The sequence below is a fragment of the Bradyrhizobium sp. LB11.1 genome (assembly GCF_040549385.1).
Classification (GTDB): domain Bacteria; phylum Pseudomonadota; class Alphaproteobacteria; order Rhizobiales; family Xanthobacteraceae; genus Bradyrhizobium.
Window position 1 is genome coordinate 178,040 of record NZ_JBEPTH010000010.1, and the last position, 18,893, is coordinate 196,932.

At 63.5% G+C, this 18,893-nt stretch carries 18 protein-coding genes; 4 read left to right on the forward strand and 14 right to left on the reverse strand.

The window, feature by feature from the left end; genetic code table 11:
• Positions 1-101 precede the first annotated feature (101 nt).
• Positions 102-1,319 carry a serine hydrolase domain-containing protein gene (locus ABIA96_RS25255; protein ID WP_354139745.1) on the forward strand — a complete coding sequence of 406 codons (1,218 nt, stop codon included), beginning with the start codon at positions 102-104 and terminating at the stop codon, positions 1,317-1,319.
• Between the two features lie 80 nt (positions 1,320-1,399).
• Here the strand turns inward: ABIA96_RS25255 and ABIA96_RS25260 are convergent, their stop codons facing one another.
• Together ABIA96_RS25260 and ABIA96_RS25265 are read right to left on the reverse strand one after the other, a co-directional pair.
• Positions 1,400-2,167, reverse strand: a complete 768-nt coding sequence (locus ABIA96_RS25260) for an SDR family NAD(P)-dependent oxidoreductase (RefSeq protein WP_354139746.1) — start codon at positions 2,165-2,167, stop codon at positions 1,400-1,402.
• 68 nt (positions 2,168-2,235) lie between these two features.
• Positions 2,236-2,934 (reverse strand): histidine phosphatase family protein, encoded by a 699-nt coding sequence (locus ABIA96_RS25265; protein WP_354139747.1) that lies wholly within the window; start codon positions 2,932-2,934, stop codon positions 2,236-2,238.
• Between the two features lie 134 nt (positions 2,935-3,068).
• Here ABIA96_RS25265 and ABIA96_RS25270 point away from each other — a divergent pair, with 134 nt between their 5' ends.
• Both ABIA96_RS25270 and argE read left to right on the forward strand, forming a co-directional pair.
• Positions 3,069-3,854, forward strand: a complete 786-nt coding sequence (locus ABIA96_RS25270) for an SDR family NAD(P)-dependent oxidoreductase (RefSeq protein ID WP_354139748.1) — start codon at positions 3,069-3,071, stop codon at positions 3,852-3,854.
• A gap of 496 nt (positions 3,855-4,350) precedes the next feature.
• Complete coding sequence (argE, locus tag ABIA96_RS25275; RefSeq protein ID WP_354139749.1) at positions 4,351-5,538, forward strand: acetylornithine deacetylase; 1,188 nt, start codon at positions 4,351-4,353, stop codon at positions 5,536-5,538.
• 292 nt (positions 5,539-5,830) lie between these two features.
• Here argE and ABIA96_RS25280 read toward each other — a convergent pair whose 3' ends face one another.
• Both ABIA96_RS25280 and ABIA96_RS25285 read right to left on the reverse strand, forming a co-directional pair.
• Positions 5,831-6,889, reverse strand: coding sequence for a phosphotransferase family protein (locus tag ABIA96_RS25280; protein ID WP_354139750.1), 1,059 nt, complete (start codon positions 6,887-6,889; stop codon positions 5,831-5,833).
• 124 nt (positions 6,890-7,013) lie between these two features.
• Complete coding sequence (locus ABIA96_RS25285) at positions 7,014-8,249, reverse strand: acyl-CoA dehydrogenase family protein (RefSeq protein WP_354139751.1); 1,236 nt, start codon at positions 8,247-8,249, stop codon at positions 7,014-7,016.
• 217 nt (positions 8,250-8,466) lie between these two features.
• Between ABIA96_RS25285 and ABIA96_RS25290 the strand changes: the two genes are divergently transcribed.
• Positions 8,467-9,129 carry a TetR/AcrR family transcriptional regulator gene (locus ABIA96_RS25290; RefSeq protein WP_354139752.1) on the forward strand — a complete coding sequence of 221 codons (663 nt, stop codon included), beginning with the start codon at positions 8,467-8,469 and terminating at the stop codon, positions 9,127-9,129.
• Positions 9,130-9,133: 4 nt separating this feature from the next.
• On the opposite strand, the gene ABIA96_RS25295 is transcribed toward ABIA96_RS25290, so the two are convergent.
• From ABIA96_RS25295 to ABIA96_RS25340, 10 genes are all read right to left on the reverse strand, one after another.
• Positions 9,134-9,526, reverse strand: a complete 393-nt coding sequence (locus tag ABIA96_RS25295) for a RidA family protein (protein WP_354139753.1) — start codon at positions 9,524-9,526, stop codon at positions 9,134-9,136.
• Positions 9,527-9,623: 97 nt separating this feature from the next.
• Entirely contained in the window at positions 9,624-9,839 is a 216-nt protein-coding gene (locus ABIA96_RS25300; protein ID WP_148778652.1) for a hypothetical protein, read from the reverse strand.
• A gap of 273 nt (positions 9,840-10,112) precedes the next feature.
• Positions 10,113-11,342, reverse strand: a complete 1,230-nt coding sequence (locus ABIA96_RS25305; RefSeq protein ID WP_354139754.1) for a CaiB/BaiF CoA transferase family protein — start codon at positions 11,340-11,342, stop codon at positions 10,113-10,115.
• A gap of 205 nt (positions 11,343-11,547) precedes the next feature.
• Positions 11,548-12,243 carry an outer membrane protein gene (locus ABIA96_RS25310; protein WP_354139755.1) on the reverse strand — a complete coding sequence of 232 codons (696 nt, stop codon included), beginning with the start codon at positions 12,241-12,243 and terminating at the stop codon, positions 11,548-11,550.
• 168 nt (positions 12,244-12,411) lie between these two features.
• Positions 12,412-13,617 (reverse strand): MFS transporter, encoded by a 1,206-nt coding sequence (locus ABIA96_RS25315; RefSeq protein ID WP_354139756.1) that lies wholly within the window; start codon positions 13,615-13,617, stop codon positions 12,412-12,414.
• Between the two features lie 146 nt (positions 13,618-13,763).
• Positions 13,764-14,591 (reverse strand): 3-oxoadipate:acetyl-CoA acetyltransferase, encoded by an 828-nt coding sequence (locus tag ABIA96_RS25320; protein ID WP_354139757.1) that lies wholly within the window; start codon positions 14,589-14,591, stop codon positions 13,764-13,766.
• 285 nt (positions 14,592-14,876) lie between these two features.
• Positions 14,877-16,211, reverse strand: coding sequence for a PQQ-dependent sugar dehydrogenase (locus tag ABIA96_RS25325; protein WP_354139758.1), 1,335 nt, complete (start codon positions 16,209-16,211; stop codon positions 14,877-14,879).
• Positions 16,208-16,660 carry a DUF2231 domain-containing protein gene (locus tag ABIA96_RS25330; RefSeq protein ID WP_354139759.1) on the reverse strand — a complete coding sequence of 151 codons (453 nt, stop codon included), beginning with the start codon at positions 16,658-16,660 and terminating at the stop codon, positions 16,208-16,210. The genes ABIA96_RS25325 and ABIA96_RS25330 overlap by 4 nt, the downstream gene beginning before the upstream one ends.
• A gap of 63 nt (positions 16,661-16,723) precedes the next feature.
• Complete coding sequence (gene fcl, locus ABIA96_RS25335) at positions 16,724-17,680, reverse strand: GDP-L-fucose synthase (RefSeq protein ID WP_354139760.1); 957 nt, start codon at positions 17,678-17,680, stop codon at positions 16,724-16,726.
• 217 nt (positions 17,681-17,897) lie between these two features.
• The gene (locus tag ABIA96_RS25340) at positions 17,898-18,845 is read right to left on the reverse strand and encodes an ABC transporter substrate-binding protein (RefSeq protein WP_354139761.1); all 948 of its coding nucleotides are present in this window, start codon (positions 18,843-18,845) and stop codon (positions 17,898-17,900) included.
• Between the last annotated feature and the right edge of the window lie 48 nt (positions 18,846-18,893).

The window sequence follows — 18,893 nt, forward strand, 5'->3', positions numbered from 1 at the left end:
AGGACGGATTGCAAGGGTGAAGCGCGCTGGCTTCGCTTGTTTGTGCAACGGCTTCTGGGCCACTCTCCGTTCCAGATAATCAAGAACAACCGGGAGTGCCTATGACCGCCACAGTCGCCCAAGCCGCGATCACGCCAAAAGCCCCGCCTCTCCCCGAGGCCAAGCCGGAAACACTGGGCCTGTCGCGGCCCCGCCTCCAGGCGATGTCGGGCGCCTTCAGGCGCGAGATCGACAAGGGAACCGTCCCCGGCGTGACTGTGCTGGTGGCACGGCGCGGCCAGGTCGGCTGGTTCGAGGCGCTCGGCAAGCAGAGCCCGGCGGGCCCGGCGATGGCGCTTGATTCGATCTTCCGGATCTTCTCGATGACCAAGCCGATCGTGTCGGTCGGCATCATGGCGCTGGTTGAGGACGGTCACCTCCTCCTCGGCGATCCCGTCGCCAAGTTCATTCCGGAGTTCGCCAACCAGAAGGTCGGCGTCGTCAGCGGCGGCAGACTGGAACTGGTTCCGCCGAAGCGCCCGATGACAGTGCAGGACTTGCTCCGCCACACCTCGGGTCTCACTTATGAGCACCAGGGCGACGGCCCCGTGCACAAGCTCTACCAGGAGTCACGCGTTCGCAGCCGCAAGATTACCAATGCCGAGCACGCCGCGCTGGTGGCGAGCTTCCCGCTCGTTTGCCACCCCGGCGACGAGTTCAACTACAGCCGCTCCACCGACATCCTCGGTCGCATCATCGAGGTCGTCAGTGGAAAAACGCTGGGCGCTTTCCTCACCGAGCGCATCCTCGCGCCGCTGCAGATGACCGAGACCGCTTTCTCGACCTCGGACGCCAATGCCAACAGGCTCGCCCAGCCGTTCGAAGCCGATCCCTGGACCGGCGACAAGGTCGCGATGTTCAACATGCTCGAGCAGCCGATCATGGAGTCCGGCGGCGGCGGTCTGGTCTCGACCACGATGGACTACGCTCGCTTCGCGCTGATGCTGCGCAATGGCGGCACGCTCGACGGCAACAGGATCATCGGCCGCAAGACACTGGAACTGATGGCGTCCGATCACCTCGGGCCGCACGTCGTGACCAACGGCACGCTGCTCTCGCCCGGCCACGGTTTCGGTCTCGGCTTCGCCGTGCGCCGCGAGGCCGGCATCGCGCCCTTCCCCGGCAGCATCGGCCAGTATTTCTGGAGCGGCATCGCCGGCACGTTCTTCTGGATCGATCCGAAGGAGGATCTGTTCACGGTGTTCATGAGCCAGGGCCCGGGCCAGCGCGATTTTACCCGCACGCTGGTAAGGGATCTGGTTTACGCGGCGGTGGATTGAGGCTGTGCCCGGACGCGCTGCAACGCCCTTAGCGTTGCTGCGCAGAGCCGGGACACGAGACACTCAGCTAATCTTCAAACTCAGCTGATCGTCGCGCCGCCGTCGATCACCATGGTCTGGCCGGTCATGAAGTCACCGGCCGCGGATCCCAGGAACACGGCCGCACCCGCGATCTCGTCGGGGATGCCGATGCGCAGCAGCGGCGAGCGCGCGGTCGAGGCCTTCAAATTCTCCGGATTGTCCCACAGCGCTTTCGCGAAATCGGTCTTGATCAAGCCGGGCGCGATGCAGTTCACGCGGATGTTGTGCTTGCCGTATTCGCAGGCGAGGTTACGCGCGAGCTGCATGTCGGCGGCTTTCGAGATCGCGTAGGCGCCGAGGATGGTCGAGCCCTTCAGGCCGCCGATCGAGGAGACGATGATCACCGAGCCGTCCTTGCGCTCGATCATCTGCGGCACCACCATCGAGATCAGCCAGTTGTTGGCGACGATGTTGTTGTCGAGAATTTTTCTGAACTGATCGTCGGAGATGCCGGCGAGCGGACCGTAATACGGGTTCGACGCGGCATTGCAGACCAGCACGTCGACCTTGCCGAAGGCGCGGTTGCTTTCGTCGACGAGGTTTTGCAGATTCTCTTTTGAGGAGATGTTGGCCGCGATCGCGACCGCGGTGCCTTTGCCGAACTTGTCGTTGATGCCCTTCGCCACTTCGTCGCAGACATCGGCCTTGCGCGAGGAGATCACGACCTTGGCGCCGTGCTCGGCCATGCGCTCGGCAATCGCAAGCCCGATGCCGCGCGTCGAGCCGGTGATGACGGCAACTTTGCCCTTCATGTCGAACAAGGTCATGCTTCTCTCCCAGGGTACGATTTGATTTGGCTGAAGCTTACGCCGCGCCCGCGCGAACGGACAATAGATCAGGCGAGCTTTTTGACTTCCGGTCCCGCCAGCTGATGCATCTCGGCATGCGCATCGTCGGCGATCCACGGCTGCTGGTTCACCATCGGCAGCCGCCAGACCGAGCGCTCGGGGCTTGCGAAATAATCGAGCCGCGTGATCGAGACGTTGTCGATGTCGAACGACAGCGCCCGCTCCACTTGCCCGTCGAGCGCAAGGCCAATCGCCGCCTTGATGGTGCCGCCATGTGCGACCGCGACGATGTCCTGCCCGCCGGCCTCCTTGATGATCCGCTCGACGGTGCGGCGCGTGCGGTTGTAGAGATCCATGAAGCTTTCGCCGCCGGGCGCGGGCTCGTTGATGTCGGCAAACCAGCTCGAACCGACGGGACGGCTGGCAATGAACTCGGCGCGGTTCATGCCCTGCCAGCGGCCGAGATGCTGCTCGGCAAGATCCGCTTCCCATTTCATCGACGCAGGCCGCGGATAGCCCGCCTCCCAGATCGCTTCGGCCGTTTGATGCGTGCGCATCAGATTGCTCGAATACCAGACCGCCTTGCGTGGCAGCACCTTGGCAACAGCATTGAACACGTAGGTGTCGCTGGTGTCGCAGGCGAGATCGCTCTGTCCGTAGATATTGCCGCCGTCATTGCGCACCGGCGCATGCCGAACCCACCACCAGCGTGTCGTGACCACATTCGGCTTGTCTGCGGTTGCCATTGAAGCCCTTCCATCCCGTGTGTTGTCGCTGTACGTCAGGTGTGAACGTGTCTCAAGACACTTTACCGTTTGAAATTCTGTTTGAAATTCCGTCGCGCGGCAAGCGTCGCACGACACACCAAAGGGAGAAACGCATGGGCCGTCTGCAAGGCAAATCCGTCATCATCACCGGCGCCGGCAGCGGCATCGGCCGCGCGGCTGCGCTGCTGTTCACCAGGGAAGGCGCCAAGCTGATCGCGGTCGATCGCACCGAGGCGGTGAAGGAGACCGTCGACGAGGTGAAGAAGGCCGGCGGTGTCGCCGAAGCAATGATCGCCGACGCCGGCTCCGAGCAGGACGTCATCGCCGTCATCGACAAGGCCGTGAAGACGCACGGCCGGCTCGACGTGATCTGGGCCAATGCGGGCGTCAGCGGCGGGCTCGTTCCGCTCGGCGAGCAGACCGTGGAACAGTGGCAGGAAGTGCTGCGCGTCAATCTGATCGGACCGTTCCTCGCGGTGAAGCATGCGATGCCGCACATGGTGAAGCAGCAGTCCGGCGCGATCGTGCTCACCGCGTCCGTCGCGGGCCTCAAGGCCGGCGCGAGCGGGCACCCCTATGCCGCGAGCAAGGCCGGCGTGATCTCTCTGGTGCAGACCACCGCCTATTCGCTCACTGGCACGGGCGTGCGCATCAACGCGGTCTGCCCGGGCCTGATCGAAACAGGCATGACCAAGCCGATCTTCGACCGCGCCAAGGAGCGCGGCACCGCCGACAAGATCGGCCAGCTCAACCCCCTCAAGCGCCCCGGCCAGCCGCACGAGCTCGCCGCGATGGGATTGTTCCTGGCCAGCGACGAAGCGTCGTATGTCAACGGTCAGGCGTTCCCGGTGGACGGCGGCCTGACGGCATCGATGCCGTATGCGGGGAAGCCGGTTTAGCCAGCGCTTCCAATATCGCTCCGTCATCCTGAGGTGCTCGGCTTGTGATGCGACAGCATCGCAAGCCGAGCCTCGAAGGATGAATCGGCCGAGATACAGCCGGGCCGTCGCCCTTCGAGGCCCGCTGCGCGGGCGCCTCAGGGTGACGGTGATAGCACCGCCGTCCGGCCCGCGTTCGTGACGATCGCGATACGCCCCTCTTCCTTGGGCCGGGTTGCGCGATAAATACGCCGTTTCCGAATTTCGGTAAAGTGGAATATTTTTGCGGGCGCGTATTGACCGGCAGCTTGGGTGTTTTGCCCGTCGGACAACAAGGTTTCGTAGCCCGGATGGAGCGAAGCGTAATCCGGGGTTCTAACCGCGCATACACAGCCGCCCCGGATTGCGCTTCGCTCCATCCGGGCTACGGGCCGAGTTGATTTGCCCCATCGGCCGCCACGTTGGTATGGTTCGTGCAAACACCTCAGCCTCCATCTTCCTCCGACAAGAAATGACAATGCCCAACCCGATTTTCCCGAGCTCACGACCCGAGCGCATTCGCCACCTTCTTGCCGACCTCGTCGGCTTCGACACGATCAGCGATCGCACCAACCTGCCCTTGATCGCGCATATCGAGAGCTATCTCGCCTTCCTCGGCGTCAAGGGCGAACGCATCACCGACGTAACAGGGAGGAAGGCATCGCTCTGGGTCACGATCGGTCCGGAGGATCGCCCCGGCCTCGTGCTGTCAGGCCATACCGACGTCGTGCCCGTCATCGGCCAGGACTGGAGCCACGACCCGTTCAAGCTCGTCGAGCGCGACGGCAAGCTCTATGGCCGCGGCACCACCGACATGAAGGGTTTTGTCGCGGTGTGCCTCGCCATGGTGCCGGAGATGCTCGAGGCGAAACTGACGACGCCGATCCATCTGGCGATCTCCTATGACGAGGAGATCGGCTGCGTCGGCGTGCGACCGATGCTTGCCGAAGTCGCGAAGAAGAAGGTCAAGCCGCTCGGCGCCTTCATCGGCGAGCCGACCGAGATGAAGGTCATCATCGGCCACAAGGGCAAGCACGGCGTGCGCGCCACGTTCCACGGCCTTGCTCGCCACTCCTCGATTGCGCCCGACGGCGTCAACGCCATCGAATATGCCGCCGAAATGATCACCGAGATCCGCCGCCGTGCGGTAAAGCTTGCAAGCGAAACCGAGCGCAACAGCCTCTACGACGTGCCGCACTCGACGTTGCTGACAAGCATCGTGCATGGCGGTGCAGCGCTGAACATCGTGCCCGACACCTGCACCGTAGACTTCGAATGCCGCGGCATCGGTATCACCGAGTCCAGGGAAGTGACGGATGCAATCGTCGCCTGGGCCAAGGCCGAGCTCGAGCCCGCGATGAGGGCGAAGCATGCCGAGTGCGGCATCGATTTCGAGGAGATCCTCGACTACCCCGCCCTCGACACCACGCCCGATGCCGCCATCGTCACGCTCGCAAAGCAGCTAGCCGGGCGCAATGACCACGCCAAGGTCGCCTTCGGCACTGAAGCGAGTTTGTTTGCCAGCATCGCCGACATCCCGTCGGTGGTGATCGGCCCCGGCTCGATCGCGCAGGCGCATACGCCGGATGAGTTCGTGACGATGGCCGAGCTGGAGAAGTGCGCGGGGTTTGTCGAGAAGCTGATCGCGCATTGCGCGAAGGAATAGCCGCCACTGCAGTAGGGTGCGCAAAGCGAAGCGTGCCCACCAATTCAACGTGATCGCGGACAGATGGTGGGCACAGCGCTACGCGCTTTTGCCCACCCTACGAGAGCTGTCAATGAGGAGGCTCGCAGCCCGCCTCCTCGCCATTGCGAGGAGCTCTTGCGACGAAGCAATCCAGGCTGCCGCCGCGGAAAATAGTCTGGATTGCTTCGCTTTGCTCGCAATGACGGAGACTGTTGAGGCATCGCGAACCACAAACAAAAAGGCGCGGCCGTCAGCCGCGCGCTCGTGTCTCCTATACCGCGCCCGCCTTCTGCGCGTACTCCCATGACGCCTTTGACAGCGGCACGGTGCGCTTGGCGGATTCCAGCGCCTTGGCGTTGGCGGCCGTGCCGTCGCGGACGCGGCCGGCGATGCCCTGGGTGATGCCGGCGAGGCGGAACAGATTGTAGGCGAAGTACCAGTTGAGGTCCGGCACCGTCATCTTGGTGACGTTGCAATAGATCTGTGCGGCTTCTTCCACGCTCGGGATGTTGAGCGCCTTGAGGTCGGCGCCATGCAGACCCGGCATGATCCACTGCATCAGGAGATAAGTGAAGTCGGCCATGGGATCGCCGAGCGTCGACAGCTCCCAGTCCAGCACGGCCTGCACGCGCGGTTCTGTCGCATGGAAAATCATGTTGTCGAGGCGGTAGTCGCCGTGGACGATCGAGACGCGCGCCTGCTCCGGCACCGTCTTCGGCAGCCATTCGGCGACCTTCTCGAACTCCGGAATGTGCTGGGTCTCGGAGGCCCGATACTGCTTGGTCCAGCGATCGATCTGACGCGCGAAATAGTTGCCGGGCTTGCCGAACTCGCCGAGGCCGATCGCGACGGGATCGTACATGTGCAGTTTGGCCAGCGTCTCGATCTTGCTGGTGAAGATCTTGCGGCGATCTTCCGGCGCCTGGCTCGGCAGCGTCGGATCCCAGAACACGCGGCCGTCTTCCATCGACATGATGTAGAAGGCGGAGCCGATGATGCTGTCGTCCTGACAGAGCGCGTAGGCGTGCGCGACGGGAAAACCTTGTTTTCCAAGGGCCGCGATGACGCGATATTCGCGATCGACTGCATGTGCGGACGGCAGCAATTTGCCGAACGGCTTCCGGCGCATCACATAGGAACGCTTCGGCGTATCGAGCCGGTAGGTCGGATTGGACTGGCCGCCCTTGAACTGGAGGACGACCAGCGGTCCCTCATAGCCTTCGACGTTATCGCGCAGCCAGGCTTCGAGCCGCATCTCGTCGATGCGATGACGCTCCTCGACCGGCTTGGTGCCCGAGAACTCTTCGTCTTTCCTGACGCCGTCAGCCACGGTGACGCTCCCTCTTCAGTCCGAACATGATCCTAATCGGTAACCGCTGACGCACTTGCGTCAAGCGGTTACCCAATCACGTCCTGTCGTTTCTTCAAGTCAGGAGCGCCACAGGGCTCCCCGCTTAATGCTTGGGAGAGTTGGCATACTTCCGAACTTCGAGCCGTGCAATGGCGCGATTGTGCACCTCGTCCGGACCGTCGGCGAGCCGCAGCGTGCGGATGTGGGCGTAGTCCTTGGCAAGACCGGCTTCGTCGGAGACGCCAGCGCCACCAAACGACTGGATCGCCTCGTCGATGATCTTCAGCGCCATGTTGGGGGCTGCGACCTTGATCATGGCGATCTCGGCCTGCGCGGTCTTGTTGCCGACCTTGTCCATCATGTCGGCGGCCTTGAGGCACAGCAGCCGCGTCATCTCGATGTTGGTGCGGGCATCGCCAATGCGCTGCTCCCAGACTGAATGCTCGACGATCTTCTTGCCGAACGCGGTGCGCGAGGAGAGCCGCCTCACCATCTTCTCCAGCGCTTCCTCGGCCTTGCCGATGGTGCGCATGCAGTGGTGAATACGGCCAGGTCCGAGACGACCCTGCGCGATCTCGAAGCCGCGGCCCTCGCCGAGCAGGATGTTCTCCTTGGGCACGCGCACGTTCTCGAGCAGCACCTGGGCATGGCCGTGCGGCGCGTCGTCGAAGCCGAACACCGGCAGCATCTTCTCGACCTTGATGCCGGGGGTGTCGAGCGGAACCAGGATCTGCGACTGCTGCTGATGCTTGGCCGCATTGAAATCGGTCTTGCCCATCAGGATCGCGATCTTGCAGCGGGGATCGCCCACGCCGGACGACCACCATTTGCGGCCGTTGATGATGTAGTGATCGCCGTCCTTCTTGATGCTGGTCTCGATGTTGGTGGCATCCGACGAAGCCACCGCCGGCTCCGTCATCAGGAAGGCCGAGCGGATCTCGCCGTCCATCAGCGGGCGCAGCCATTTGCGCTTCTGCTCCTTGGAGCCATAGCGCATGAACACTTCCATGTTGCCGGTATCGGGCGCGGAGCAGTTGAAGACTTCCGAGGCCCAGGTGATGCGGCCCATTTCTTCCGACAGCAGCGCGTATTCGAGATTGGTCAATCCCGCTCCACGGAATTCATCATCCTCATGCTGGTTCGGCGGCATGAACATGTTCCAGAGGCCTTCGGCCTTCGCCTTCTTCTTGAGGTCTTCGAGGACCGGAATCACCTTCCAGCGCTCGCCGCTGTGATCCTGCTCGTTATAGATCGGCACCGCCGGACGCACGTGCTTGGTCATGAAGGACTGCACGCGGTCGAGCCATTCCTTCTGCTTGGGGGACAGATCGAAATCCATGGGACGCTCCTCGGTCTCTCTTTGAAATCCTGTTTTGCGCTGGACTGTCCTCCCGCGATGGGTCGCCCGCAAGCGCCATTCGGCGGATCGCGGGTCCCGGAACCCGCACCGCTTTTAACAGCGACGCAATTCCATCATGCGGATTGACTTTTTCCGGCCTTCAAACGATAGTTTCATACAAGTGTTTGAATTGCAACTCCCTCCCCTGAGGGCATCCATGGCCAGCGATCATACTAGGTCTGCCATTCTCGCCGCCGCCGAACGGCTCTATGCCGATCGCGGTTTTGGCGACGTCACGCTGCGCGACATCGTCGCGGAGGCCAACGTCAATCTGGCCGCGGTGAACTATCATTTCGGCTCGAAGGATGAGCTGATCGCGGAATTATTTGTCACCCGCTCGATCGCGACCAACCGCGAGCGCTTGCGCGAGCTGAAGGCGGCGGAGGAAGCCGGCGGCGGCCGCGCGCCGATCGAGGTAATCCTGCGCGCGCTGGTGGGACCGACGCTGCGCGGCTGCCTCGGCCCCGAGAACCAGCGCTCCACCGCGGCCCGCTTCATGATCCGCGCCTCGATCGAATCCGTGCCGCCGATCCGCCGCATCAAGAACCGCGAGATCGACCATCTGCGAAAGTTCGCAGGCGCAATGCGAAGGTCCCTGCCCGACCGCCGCGACATCGATATCTACTGGGGGCTGAACTTCGCGCTCGCGATGGCGCACCACACCATCCGCGAGAGCGAGCGCCTGACCAAGCTGTCGGAAGGCCAATGCGACCTCGACGATGTCGAGGACGTGGTCGCGCGCGTTGTCAGCGTCGCGACGATGGCGCTGACGGCCGGCAAGGTCGAGGCAAAGACGCCGTCACGGCTCGCCGCGCGGTAGTCCCTCACATCATCGCGATACAGTCGATCTCGACGTCGAAGGGGCCGAACCATTCGGGCGTGCAGACGAAAATCCGCGCGGGCGGATCGACCGGGAAGTAGCGCGCATAGACCGCATTGAAGGCGGCGAAATGTTTTGTCGAGGTGCAATACACATTGCACTTCATGACGTTGTCCAGCGCCGCGCCGGCCGTCTCCAGGCAGAGCTTCATCTGCTCCATGATGATCTCGCTCTGCCGCTCGATCGGCATCGGCACGAGTTCGCCCGTTTCGGGGTCGAACGGCGGCAGGCCGGCAACGAAGATCATGTTGCCGCCCCGCGTCACCGGCGAGGCCGGCGCTTTCCAGCGGTCGAGATAAGACGAGATCGGTTCGACGCGGAGCGCTTCGCGTTTCATGGCGGTCACCTTCAGCACAAGCAAGACTGGTGCCTGACTACATTATGTTGCAGCCGGCATGTTTCGCTTCTGATCGAAGTGTGATCGCGTGCGCGGGCTAGGCCCGCTGCGGCATCTCCTCAGCCTCTTCCTTGGCGAGCAACAGCAGCATCTCGATGCCCATGTCGCCTTCCTGCGGCGAGCGGATGAACTTGATCTCTTCGGCACTTTGCCGCAGCGCGGCAATGATCGCGACAGCCTGGTTGGCCGTCGCCGCCTCAGTCGCCAGAATTGCCTTCTGGTCCTTCGCCTGGAACCCGATCGTATAGGACATGCACTTCCCTCCCGAACTCAAGTGGGAGGATCGAATCTGAGTCGCGGGCGAAGCGGAAGCCTTTGTGAATACGGACCGGGTTAATCTGGGGATTGCGCGCAAGGCTCGCGCAAGGCCGCAAGATCGTCATGCTTCCGTCACCAGCCTATGCGCGGCGGCCCCGGCTTTGGCCGCTTCCCGCATTGACGTCGCGATCTCGGGCGTGATGGGCGGCACGCCGACTGCTCGGGCTTTGTGGGGTCGCCCCGCTTGCGAGGAGAGGCGAAGACAGGGCTAGATGATCCCCTGCTTCTTCAGCTCCTCGATCTTCCCCGCATCATAGCCAAGCTTGCCGCCGAGTACCTCCTGGGTGTGCTCGCCGAGCAGCGGCGGCGCGCGGTAATTCTTGATCGGGGTCTCCGAGAAGGTCAGCGCGTTGCGGATCAGCGACAGATCGGGCTCGAAGGGATGGTCGACCTTCACCCGCATGCCGCGCGACTGAACGTGCGGATCGGAAAACACCTGCTCGAAATTGTTGATCGGCCCCGACGGCACACCGGCCTCCTCCAGCTTGTCCAGCCAATATGCCACCGGCTTCGTCAGGAACAGGCCGGCGAAGATCGCCATGATCTCCTTGCCGTGTACGACGCGATCGTTGTTCTTGATAAAGCGCTTGTCATTGGCGAGCTCGGGCTGGCCGAGTACGGCGCAGGTGCGCTGGAACTGGCCGTCATTGCCGACCACCAGCATCAATTCGCCGTCGGTGCAGCGGAACACGCCGGCAGGCATGCCGCCATTGCCCCATGTGCCGCGGCGGGGCGGCGTCTTGCCGTTGACGAGATAGATCTGGAGCCAGTGCGACAACGACGCGATGACGGTGTCGAACAGGCAGACGTCGATGTGCTGGCCCTGCCCGCCATGGACGTCACGATGGTAGAGCGCCGAGAGCAGCCCGATCGAGGTGTTCATGCCGGTCATGTAGTCGACGATCGACGGGCCGACCTTCATCGGGCCTTCGCCAGGCTCGCCGTCGATATGGCCGGTAACGCTCATCAGGCCACCCATCGCCTGGAGGATCGCGTCATAGCCGGCGCGCGGCGCGTAGGGGCCGGTTTGGCCGAAACCGGTTACCGAGCAATAGATGATCCTTGGGTTGATCGCCTTGATCGTCTCGTAGTCGAGGCCGTAGCGCTTGAGGTCGCCGACCTTGTAGTTCTCCATGAAGACGTCGACGTCTTTCGCGAGCTCGCGGATGATCGCCTGCCCCTCGGGCTTGGCGATGTTGACGGTGACCGATTTCTTGTTGCGGTTGGCGCAGAGGTAGAACGAATTGTTGTTGTTCGCCTTGCCCTCGGGATCGGCCAGATAGGGCGGGCCGAAGGCGCGCGCGTCGTCGCCGGTGCCAGGCCGCTCGATCTTGATCACCTCGGCGCCGAGATCGCCCAGCATCTGGGCCGACAAGGGCCCGGCGAGCACACGCGTGAGATCAAGGATCTTGATGCCTGAGAGCGGCAGGGCCGACATGTCGATTTCCTCCGGGGGAACTGGAATTTGGCGCGGCGGCTCTAGCCTTGAACTTCAGCCTTGGCCGCGCTCCCTGCGGATACACCATTTTCGGGCGCTGAGCACTGCACTGGCGGCATACGGCCATCCCCGCCCGACAGCGACGATCAGGCGACAGCGTCGGATTTCCGCGTGGCGGATATCGCAGCGGCCGAGCAATGGGGCACTAGAACCGGACGCTCACTCCGCCACGCACTGACTGAAAGCGCGGATGCTGCTCGTAAGTTCCAAGGACGGAGGGCCAATCAAAGCGGGTGGTGCCGAAATCGCTGTAGCGATATTCCAGCCGCGCCGTGACGCGACTGGTCAGCGCCGCCTCGCCACCGGCGCCCACGGTCCATCCGGTCTTCGCGATATTGGCGTCCACTGGAGTTACCAGGGGGACAACCGATTCCCAGTGATACTTCAATTCGGTGAACGCGACACCGCCTGTAACATACAGCAGCAGGCGGTCGATCGGCGTCACGCCCAGCCGCCCGCGAACGGAGGCTTCCCAGTCCTTGCGGGCGTTGAACGCGAAACCGCTACCAAGGGAGAAATCGTCCCTGGTCCGGCCGATGTCCACATCGCCCTCGATGCCGACCACGAGCCTGTCAAACTGATGATTGTAACCCACATGCACGCCGCCGAACCCGCCACTCGGCCTGAAACCATGGCTGAAGCCGGTCGGCGGCCCGCCGAGATTAAACTCCGTGGTGCGGTCGCGGCCCCATTCGTAGCCACCCTGGACGCCCGCGTAGAAGCCGGTCCAGCTGAGAGGCGGCGCGACGACAGGACGCGTTGCCTTCACGGGCAAGTCGGCAGCATGCGCCGCGGCCGCGGAGCAGGCCAGCGCGGCGAGGCAAACTAACGTGCGATTCATTGGGAATTCCAGCCCGGCGGGAGTGAGGACTCAACCCTAGCGAATTCCCCGCACATTTGCTGTTGCGGCCGGGCGACACTCGCTGAAAACGACGACAAGGATTCACGCAACCAATAGCGATGGAAGCGAGCACCGCCGAATGCCCATCGGCGTAGCCAAGCATGGGCCTCACACCACACCGGCCGCGGCCACCCGCGGCCGGCGCCGCCCGAGCAGGACCAGGATCAGCACCGTTGCGCAGGAAAAGGCCAAGGTGAGCCCGAGCGCGCCGCGGCTGCCGAACTGGGTGAGCAGGCCGGCGAGGAGCGGCGGCGAGATCGCGGAGGCCAGATTGAGCGGCAGTGCGATCATCGACATCGCCTTGGCGAATTCGGCTTGGTCATAGAACACCAGAGGGATCGTCGCCCGCGCCACCGCCATCGCACCGCTGCCGGCGCCATAGAGCAGGATGAAGGCCGCGACAGCCCAGGTCGCGCCCTCGCTCAGCATCAGCAGCACCATGGCGACAGGGAGCGCGGTGCCGGCGACAAGCCCGGTCGTGATTCCGTCCCATCGTCCGCCGCCGAGGAAATCGAGGCCGCGCGCACTGACCTGGATCACGCCGAGCATCGAGCCGAATACAAGGGCCTGCGCCGGCGCCAGGCCCTCCGCTCGCAACAGCTCGATCAGGATGGCGCCGATGCCGAAATTGACGAAGGCGTTCATCGTGATCACGCAGACGACGAGACCGAAGGTGCTTCTTGGAATTGCAGGCGGCGGCGCAGCCTTGACGGCCTCGCCACGATCGTCCGTTGCAATTTTTCTGCGCGGCGTGAGAAACGCAAAGAGCGGAAGGTTGATGGCGAGCATCATCGCCGCATAGACGAGACAGGTCCCGCGCCAGCCGAGCCAACCGCTGAGGAACGACGTGGTCGGCCAGAAGATGCTGCTGGAGAGACCCGTCACCAGCATCAGCCCGCCAATGGCATTCTTGGCACCCCGTCCGGCGACCTCGTTCAGCATGATATAGGCGCCGGTCGACAACGTGGCGCTGCCGCCCATGCCGAGAATGACCCAGCCGGCGAAATAGAGCATCGGCTCGTGCGCGAAAAACAGAACGACGTAGCCCGGCACGGAGACGACAGTGCCCACCATCATCACCTTGCGCGCACCGTGCCGCGCAAAGGCCCTGGCAAGCCAGGGCGCGCACAGGCCCATGGTGACATAAAGCACCGAACTGCCCGCAAACACCGCCGGCAGGCTCAGGCCGAGATCGGCTCCGAGGTCGCGGCCGACCACGGCCGGAAGGCCGATCGTACCCCATCCAATGAGCTGGGTGATTGCAAGCACCAGCAGGACCCCGATGAGCCTGCTGTCAGATTTCAAGAACCGCATTCCGGTCGTCGCCTGCCCCAGCTGCATGCCTGCGTACAGACACGTCGTAGCGGAAGCTTTGATAGCGCGAGTCGTGGCGACGCGGAACGCCAGCCGCCGAATGGCAGAAGGCGGCCGGAAGCATGTCAGGCGGACGATGGCTGTCCCTACCCTGTGAGCCCGAGCAAGGATCGCGCCTCGGCCGCGGTCGCGACGCGCCGGCCATGGCGCGTGACCGCTTCGGCGGCGATGGTCACAAGCTCCGCGTTGCTGGCGGCCAGGCGCGTCTTGCCGATCCTGATATTGTCCTCGAGCCCGGTGCGAACCGCGTCGGCGCCCCGCGCCAGCGCCCAGTCCATGACTTCGGCTTGATGGCGTCCGATGCCGGCCGCGGTCCATGTCGCCTTCGGGATCAGCCGCCTGAGCTCGCCCAACAGAATGTCGAGGACATGCTCGTCGGCTGGCATCGCGTTCTTGACGCCCATGACGAACTGCACGTGCGGACGCGGGTCGATCAACCCTGCCTCGACCAGGCGTCGAGCGCCATGCAGATGCGACAGATCGAAGATCTCGATTTCCGGACGGATACCGGCTGCCTTCATGCCGGTCGCGAGCGTCTCGACCAGGGCGGCGCTGTTCTCATAGACAATCGTCGGAAAGTTCACCGACCCGGTGGACAGCGAGGCCATGTCCGGCTTCAGATAGAGCGATGATCCCCGCGCCGAGGGATCGCGACCCCGCCCGCCGGTCGAGAACTGCACGATCATGTCAGGACAATGCTTCCTGATCCCCTGCTGCACCAGGGCAAAGCGCTCCGGGTCGGAAGACGGCGTCTCGTCATCGTTGCGCACATGGATATGGGCCAGCGTGGCACCGGCCTCGAAGGCTTGGTGGGTCGACTCGATCTGTTCGGGCGGCAAGATAGGCACCGCCGGATTGTCCTTCTTGCGCGGAACGGAGCCGGTGATAGCGACAGCAACGACAACGGGGTTCATCCCTTGACCTCATGATGATCGCGCTCACGCGCATAGAGTTCGAATAGGTAGTCGCGTAACGCGTCGAGCCCTGCCGCAGCAAATCATCGACCGCAGCGGCATAGCTTCCTTACGCCTATTAGCTCGGAATTGCAGCCGCACCGCTCGCCGAGGCGGCGGCGATGGCCGATTCAAAATGCCGATTCCTTGGTGGCATGTTTGCCGCTGATATTGCTGTCGTGCAGCACGCCCCACTCGTCGTGGACCGGCACGATCGCGTATTGGGCAAGGCCCATCATCCCTCTCCTACCGCTGCGTGACCCGCGGATGCGCCGCCGTCACCCGCCACACCGTGTTGCCGCTGTCGTCGGCGACCAGCAGCGCGCCGGTCTTGTCGAGGGCTACGCCGACCGGACGTCCGCGTGCCTGGTTGTCGCTGTTGAGGAAGCCGGTGACGACGTCCTGCGCCGGCCCGCTCGGCTTGCCATCCGTGAACGGCACATAGACAACCTTGTAGCCGTTCAAGACCTGACGGTTCCAACTGCCGTGCTCACCGACGAAGGCGCCGCCGCGATAGGCGCCCGGCAGGCTGCTGCCGGTGGAGAAGGCGAGCCCCAACGGCGCGACATGCGAGCTCAGCGCATAATCGGGCACGATCGCCTTGGCGACCAGATCCGGCCGCTGCGGCTTGACCCGGGGATCGACATGTTGGCCGTAATAGCTGTAGGGCCAGCCATAGAAGGCGCCGTCCTTTACCGAGGTCATGTAATCAGGCACGAGATCTGGGCCGAGTTCGTCGCGCTCGTTCACCACAGTCCACAGCGCACCGGTATGCGGCTCGAAGCTGAGGCCGTTCGGATTGCGCAGACCGCTTGCAAAGATGCGCCAGCGGCCGCTGGCGCGATCGATCTCGAGAATGTTGGCGCGATTGTGCTCGGCCTCCATCCCGTTCTCGGTGATGTTGCTGTTGGAGCCGACACCGGCATAGAGTTTTGAGCCGTCCGGGCTTGCGACCAGGCTCTTGGTCCAGTGGTGGTCGATCGGACCGCCCGGCAACTGCGTCAGGACCGTGCCCGGCGCGGTGATCTTGGTATCGCCTTCGGTGTAGGGATATTTCACGATCGCGTCGGTGTTGGCGACATAGAGATCGTTGCCGACCAGCGCGACGCCGAACGGCGAGTTGAGGTGATCGAGGAAGACGCTCTGCGTGTCAGGCACGCCGTCGCCATTGGTATCGCGCAGCAGCGTGATGCGGTTGCTCTCGCCGGTATCGCCGCCGGAGGTCGCCCAGGACTCGATGTAGCCCATCACGATCTCCTTGGGCCGCTTGATCGCGGCGGCCTTCGGCGCCTTGGATTCCACCACCAGCACGTCGCCATTGGGCAGCACATAGAGCGAGCGCGGATGCTGCAGGCCGGTGGCGAATGCCTTGGCCTGCAGGCCCTGCGCAACCGTCGGCGTCTCGTCCTTCTTCCAGCCAACGATGCGGGCGATGTGCATTGGCGGCAGCAGATATTGCTGGATGTCGGGCAGCTTTGGATTGGCACCGATCTGCGCCTTGGGATCGCCGCTGCCGTCATTGCAGCCGGCGAGGCTGAGGAGCGAAACGCATAGCAGCGCGCGAGTAAGGAAGGACTTCATCGCGCAACTCCTACGCCGTGGCGGTACACCATGGCCCAGCCGAGCCAGCCGGTCACCGACAGGATCAGAACGGTGAGCACCGAAAGAACAAGGCCCCACGGCCACACCGAGGTCCAGGCATCACGGGTGTGGATAGCCGCATTAATGATCGCGAGAATCATCGCGACAACGTTGCCGATCAGATGCGGCCAGGCCGGCGCCTGCGCGCGCACCAGGCGATTGCCGAGGAAATCGGTGAGCCCCGCGATCGCCGCCAGCACGCCGAAGATGACGCCGACAACCAGAAGCCAGGCGGAGAAATTCGCCCACATGATTTCGGCGGAGACGAGATAGGCGATGTCGGTCAGCAGCGCGCCGATGAAGCACGCGATCGGGATCGGCACCAGCATCGGATGAATCGGATGGCCCGCGATTTGCGCTGTCGAACGCACGCGCACGATGTCTTGCACGGTTGGCCTCGTATGGCGTGTCGCCCTACCCGAACGGCCAACTCGTGCTCGCGATGATGGTTCCTATTGCTCGTGAACCAGTGCGGTCTCCTGATACGCCTCGTAAGCGCGCCTCAAGCCATCGTGAAGCGACGTCGTGGCGCGCCAGCCGAGCTTGGAGAGCCGGCTGACGTCGAGCAGTTTGCGCGGCGTGCCGTCAGGGCGTGAGGTGTCGTAACTGATCTCGCCGCGATAGCCGACGATGTCGGCGACCACGCGGGCGAACTCGGCGATGGCGATGTCCTCGCCGATGCCGATGTTGATCAGATCCGCGCCGGAATACGTCTTCATCAGGTGCACGCAGGCATCCGCCATGTCGTCGACATAGAGGAACTCGCGCCGCGGCGTGCCGGTGCCCCAGACGACGACGCTCTTGGCGCCGGACACCTTTGCTTCGTGAAAGCGCCGGATCAGGGCGGCGACGACGTGGCTCAACTCGGGGTGATAATTATCGCCTGGGCCGTAGAGGTTGGTCGGCATCACGCTGATGAAGTCGCTGCCATACTGGCTGCGATAGGCCTCCGCCATCTTGATGCCGGCGATCTTGGCAATGGCATAGGGCTCGTTGGTTGGCTCGAGCGGGCCGGTCAGCACGGAATCTTCACGCAAGGGTTGGGCTGCCAGCTTTGGATAGATGCAGGACGAGCCGAGGAACATCAGCTTCTCGGCGTTATTTTGATGCGCGGCCTGAATCACGTTCGCGGCGATCGCGATGTTGTCGTAGATGAACTCGGCGCGCAGCGTGTTGTTGGCGACGATGCCGCCGACTTTTGCTGCGGCAAGAAAGATCACCTGCGGCCGCACCCGCGCGAACCAGTCGAACACGGCGGACTGGTTGCAGAGATCGACCTCGCGCCGGTCCACCGTGACAAGCCTCACGTCCTCCCGCGCCAGCCGGCGCACCAGCGCGGCACCGACCATGCCGCGATGGCCGGCGACGTAGACGCTTTTGCCCTTCAGCTCAAACGGTGCGTTTGCCATTTGCGATATCCCGTTTGGCATCAGTCAGATCGCTCGCCATCATCTCTTCGAAGAGGCGCGCAAAGGTCAGCTTCCGAGCGCGTCTCGCCAGTGGCGAGCACGAAACTCTCCTTTCTTTGACATATCGGTCGCTGAGGTCAACCTCACAGGCGCGCCCGGGCCTGTTTCCCGGGACGCCCCTTTCGAATTGGGCCGTTATCAGCAAAAATGCGGAATATTACTGCGAACGGTCCGAGGTCCAGCCCTTGTAATCCTTGATATTGTCCCGAGTCACGAGCTTCGACGGCAGCAGCTCGACGGTCGAGGCCGGCTTCTGCCCATTGAGAATGCCGACGCCGATCTGCACGGCGCGCCGCGCCATGAAGAACGGGTCCTGCGACGCTGACGCCTGGATCTGCGGCGACGCCGGATCCTTGAGCGCGGCCTCGATATCGGGCGCGCCGTCGACCGAAGTGATGATCATGCCGCTGCGATTTTGCTGGCGCGCCGCAAGGTCGGTGCCGATCGCCTGCGGATCGTTGATGGCGAAGATGGCGTCGATCTTGGAGAAGCGCGTCAGATAGCCCTGCGCGACGGTGAGGCCACCCTCGCGCGAGCCTTTCCCATCCTGGTCGCTGGACAACACCTTGATGCCGGGATTCTTGCCGAAGACGTTCTTGCAGCCGGTGACGCGGTCGATCACAGCGGAGACCTGCGGCCCGTTCTCGATGATGACATCGCCTTTGCCGCCGAGCTTATCGACGATGTACTGGCACGAGATCTCGCCGGCCTGGACGTTGTTCGTGGTCACCGTGGCATCGGCGCCCTCGGCCGCGGTGTCGACCGCGACGACCACGATACCCGCCGCCTGCGCCTTCTTGATCGCAGGCCCGATCGCTTTGGGATCGCCGGGATTCAACAGGATCAGGTCGACGCCGGCGGCGATGAAATTGTCGATCTGGGTGACCTGCTTGCCGAGATCGTATTCGAAGCCGACGGTGGTGATCTTCACATTGGGATTGGTCTTCTTGGCCTCGAACTCGGCGCCCTTTGACAGCGCGACGAAGAACGGGTTGCCCATCGAGCCCAGCGAAACGCCGATCGACTTGAGCTCCTTGGCAGAGGACGGCGCGGTGGTCAGGGCAAGCGCCATCGCGGCGCCGGCGAGCATGGTCATCTTCAACATTGGCTTCCTCCCTGGTCTGTCCTTAATCCGGCACGGCAGACCAGTTGC

Bases quoted from the DNA above. Each gene is read 5' to 3' on its own strand.
- ABIA96_RS25255 (WP_354139745.1), top strand. From the start codon at position 102: ATGACCGCCACAGTCGCCCAAGCCGCGATCACGCCAAAAGCCCCGCCT.
- ABIA96_RS25260 (WP_354139746.1), bottom strand. From the start codon at position 2,167: ATGACCTTGTTCGACATGAAGGGCAAAGTTGCCGTCATCACCGGCTCG.
- ABIA96_RS25265 (WP_354139747.1), bottom strand. From the start codon at position 2,934: ATGGCAACCGCAGACAAGCCGAATGTGGTCACGACACGCTGGTGGTGG.
- ABIA96_RS25270 (WP_354139748.1), top strand. From the start codon at position 3,069: ATGGGCCGTCTGCAAGGCAAATCCGTCATCATCACCGGCGCCGGCAGC.
- argE (WP_354139749.1), top strand. From the start codon at position 4,351: ATGCCCAACCCGATTTTCCCGAGCTCACGACCCGAGCGCATTCGCCAC.
- ABIA96_RS25285 (WP_354139751.1), bottom strand. From the start codon at position 8,249: ATGGATTTCGATCTGTCCCCCAAGCAGAAGGAATGGCTCGACCGCGTG.
- ABIA96_RS25290 (WP_354139752.1), top strand. From the start codon at position 8,467: ATGGCCAGCGATCATACTAGGTCTGCCATTCTCGCCGCCGCCGAACGG.
- ABIA96_RS25295 (WP_354139753.1), bottom strand. From the start codon at position 9,526: ATGAAACGCGAAGCGCTCCGCGTCGAACCGATCTCGTCTTATCTCGAC.
- ABIA96_RS25300 (WP_148778652.1), bottom strand. From the start codon at position 9,839: ATGTCCTATACGATCGGGTTCCAGGCGAAGGACCAGAAGGCAATTCTG.
- ABIA96_RS25305 (WP_354139754.1), bottom strand. From the start codon at position 11,342: ATGTCGGCCCTGCCGCTCTCAGGCATCAAGATCCTTGATCTCACGCGT.
- ABIA96_RS25310 (WP_354139755.1), bottom strand. From the start codon at position 12,243: ATGAATCGCACGTTAGTTTGCCTCGCCGCGCTGGCCTGCTCCGCGGCC.
- ABIA96_RS25315 (WP_354139756.1), bottom strand. From the start codon at position 13,617: ATGCGGTTCTTGAAATCTGACAGCAGGCTCATCGGGGTCCTGCTGGTG.
- ABIA96_RS25320 (WP_354139757.1), bottom strand. From the start codon at position 14,591: ATGAACCCCGTTGTCGTTGCTGTCGCTATCACCGGCTCCGTTCCGCGC.
- ABIA96_RS25325 (WP_354139758.1), bottom strand. From the start codon at position 16,211: ATGAAGTCCTTCCTTACTCGCGCGCTGCTATGCGTTTCGCTCCTCAGC.
- fcl (WP_354139760.1), bottom strand. From the start codon at position 17,680: ATGGCAAACGCACCGTTTGAGCTGAAGGGCAAAAGCGTCTACGTCGCC.
- ABIA96_RS25340 (WP_354139761.1), bottom strand. From the start codon at position 18,845: ATGTTGAAGATGACCATGCTCGCCGGCGCCGCGATGGCGCTTGCCCTG.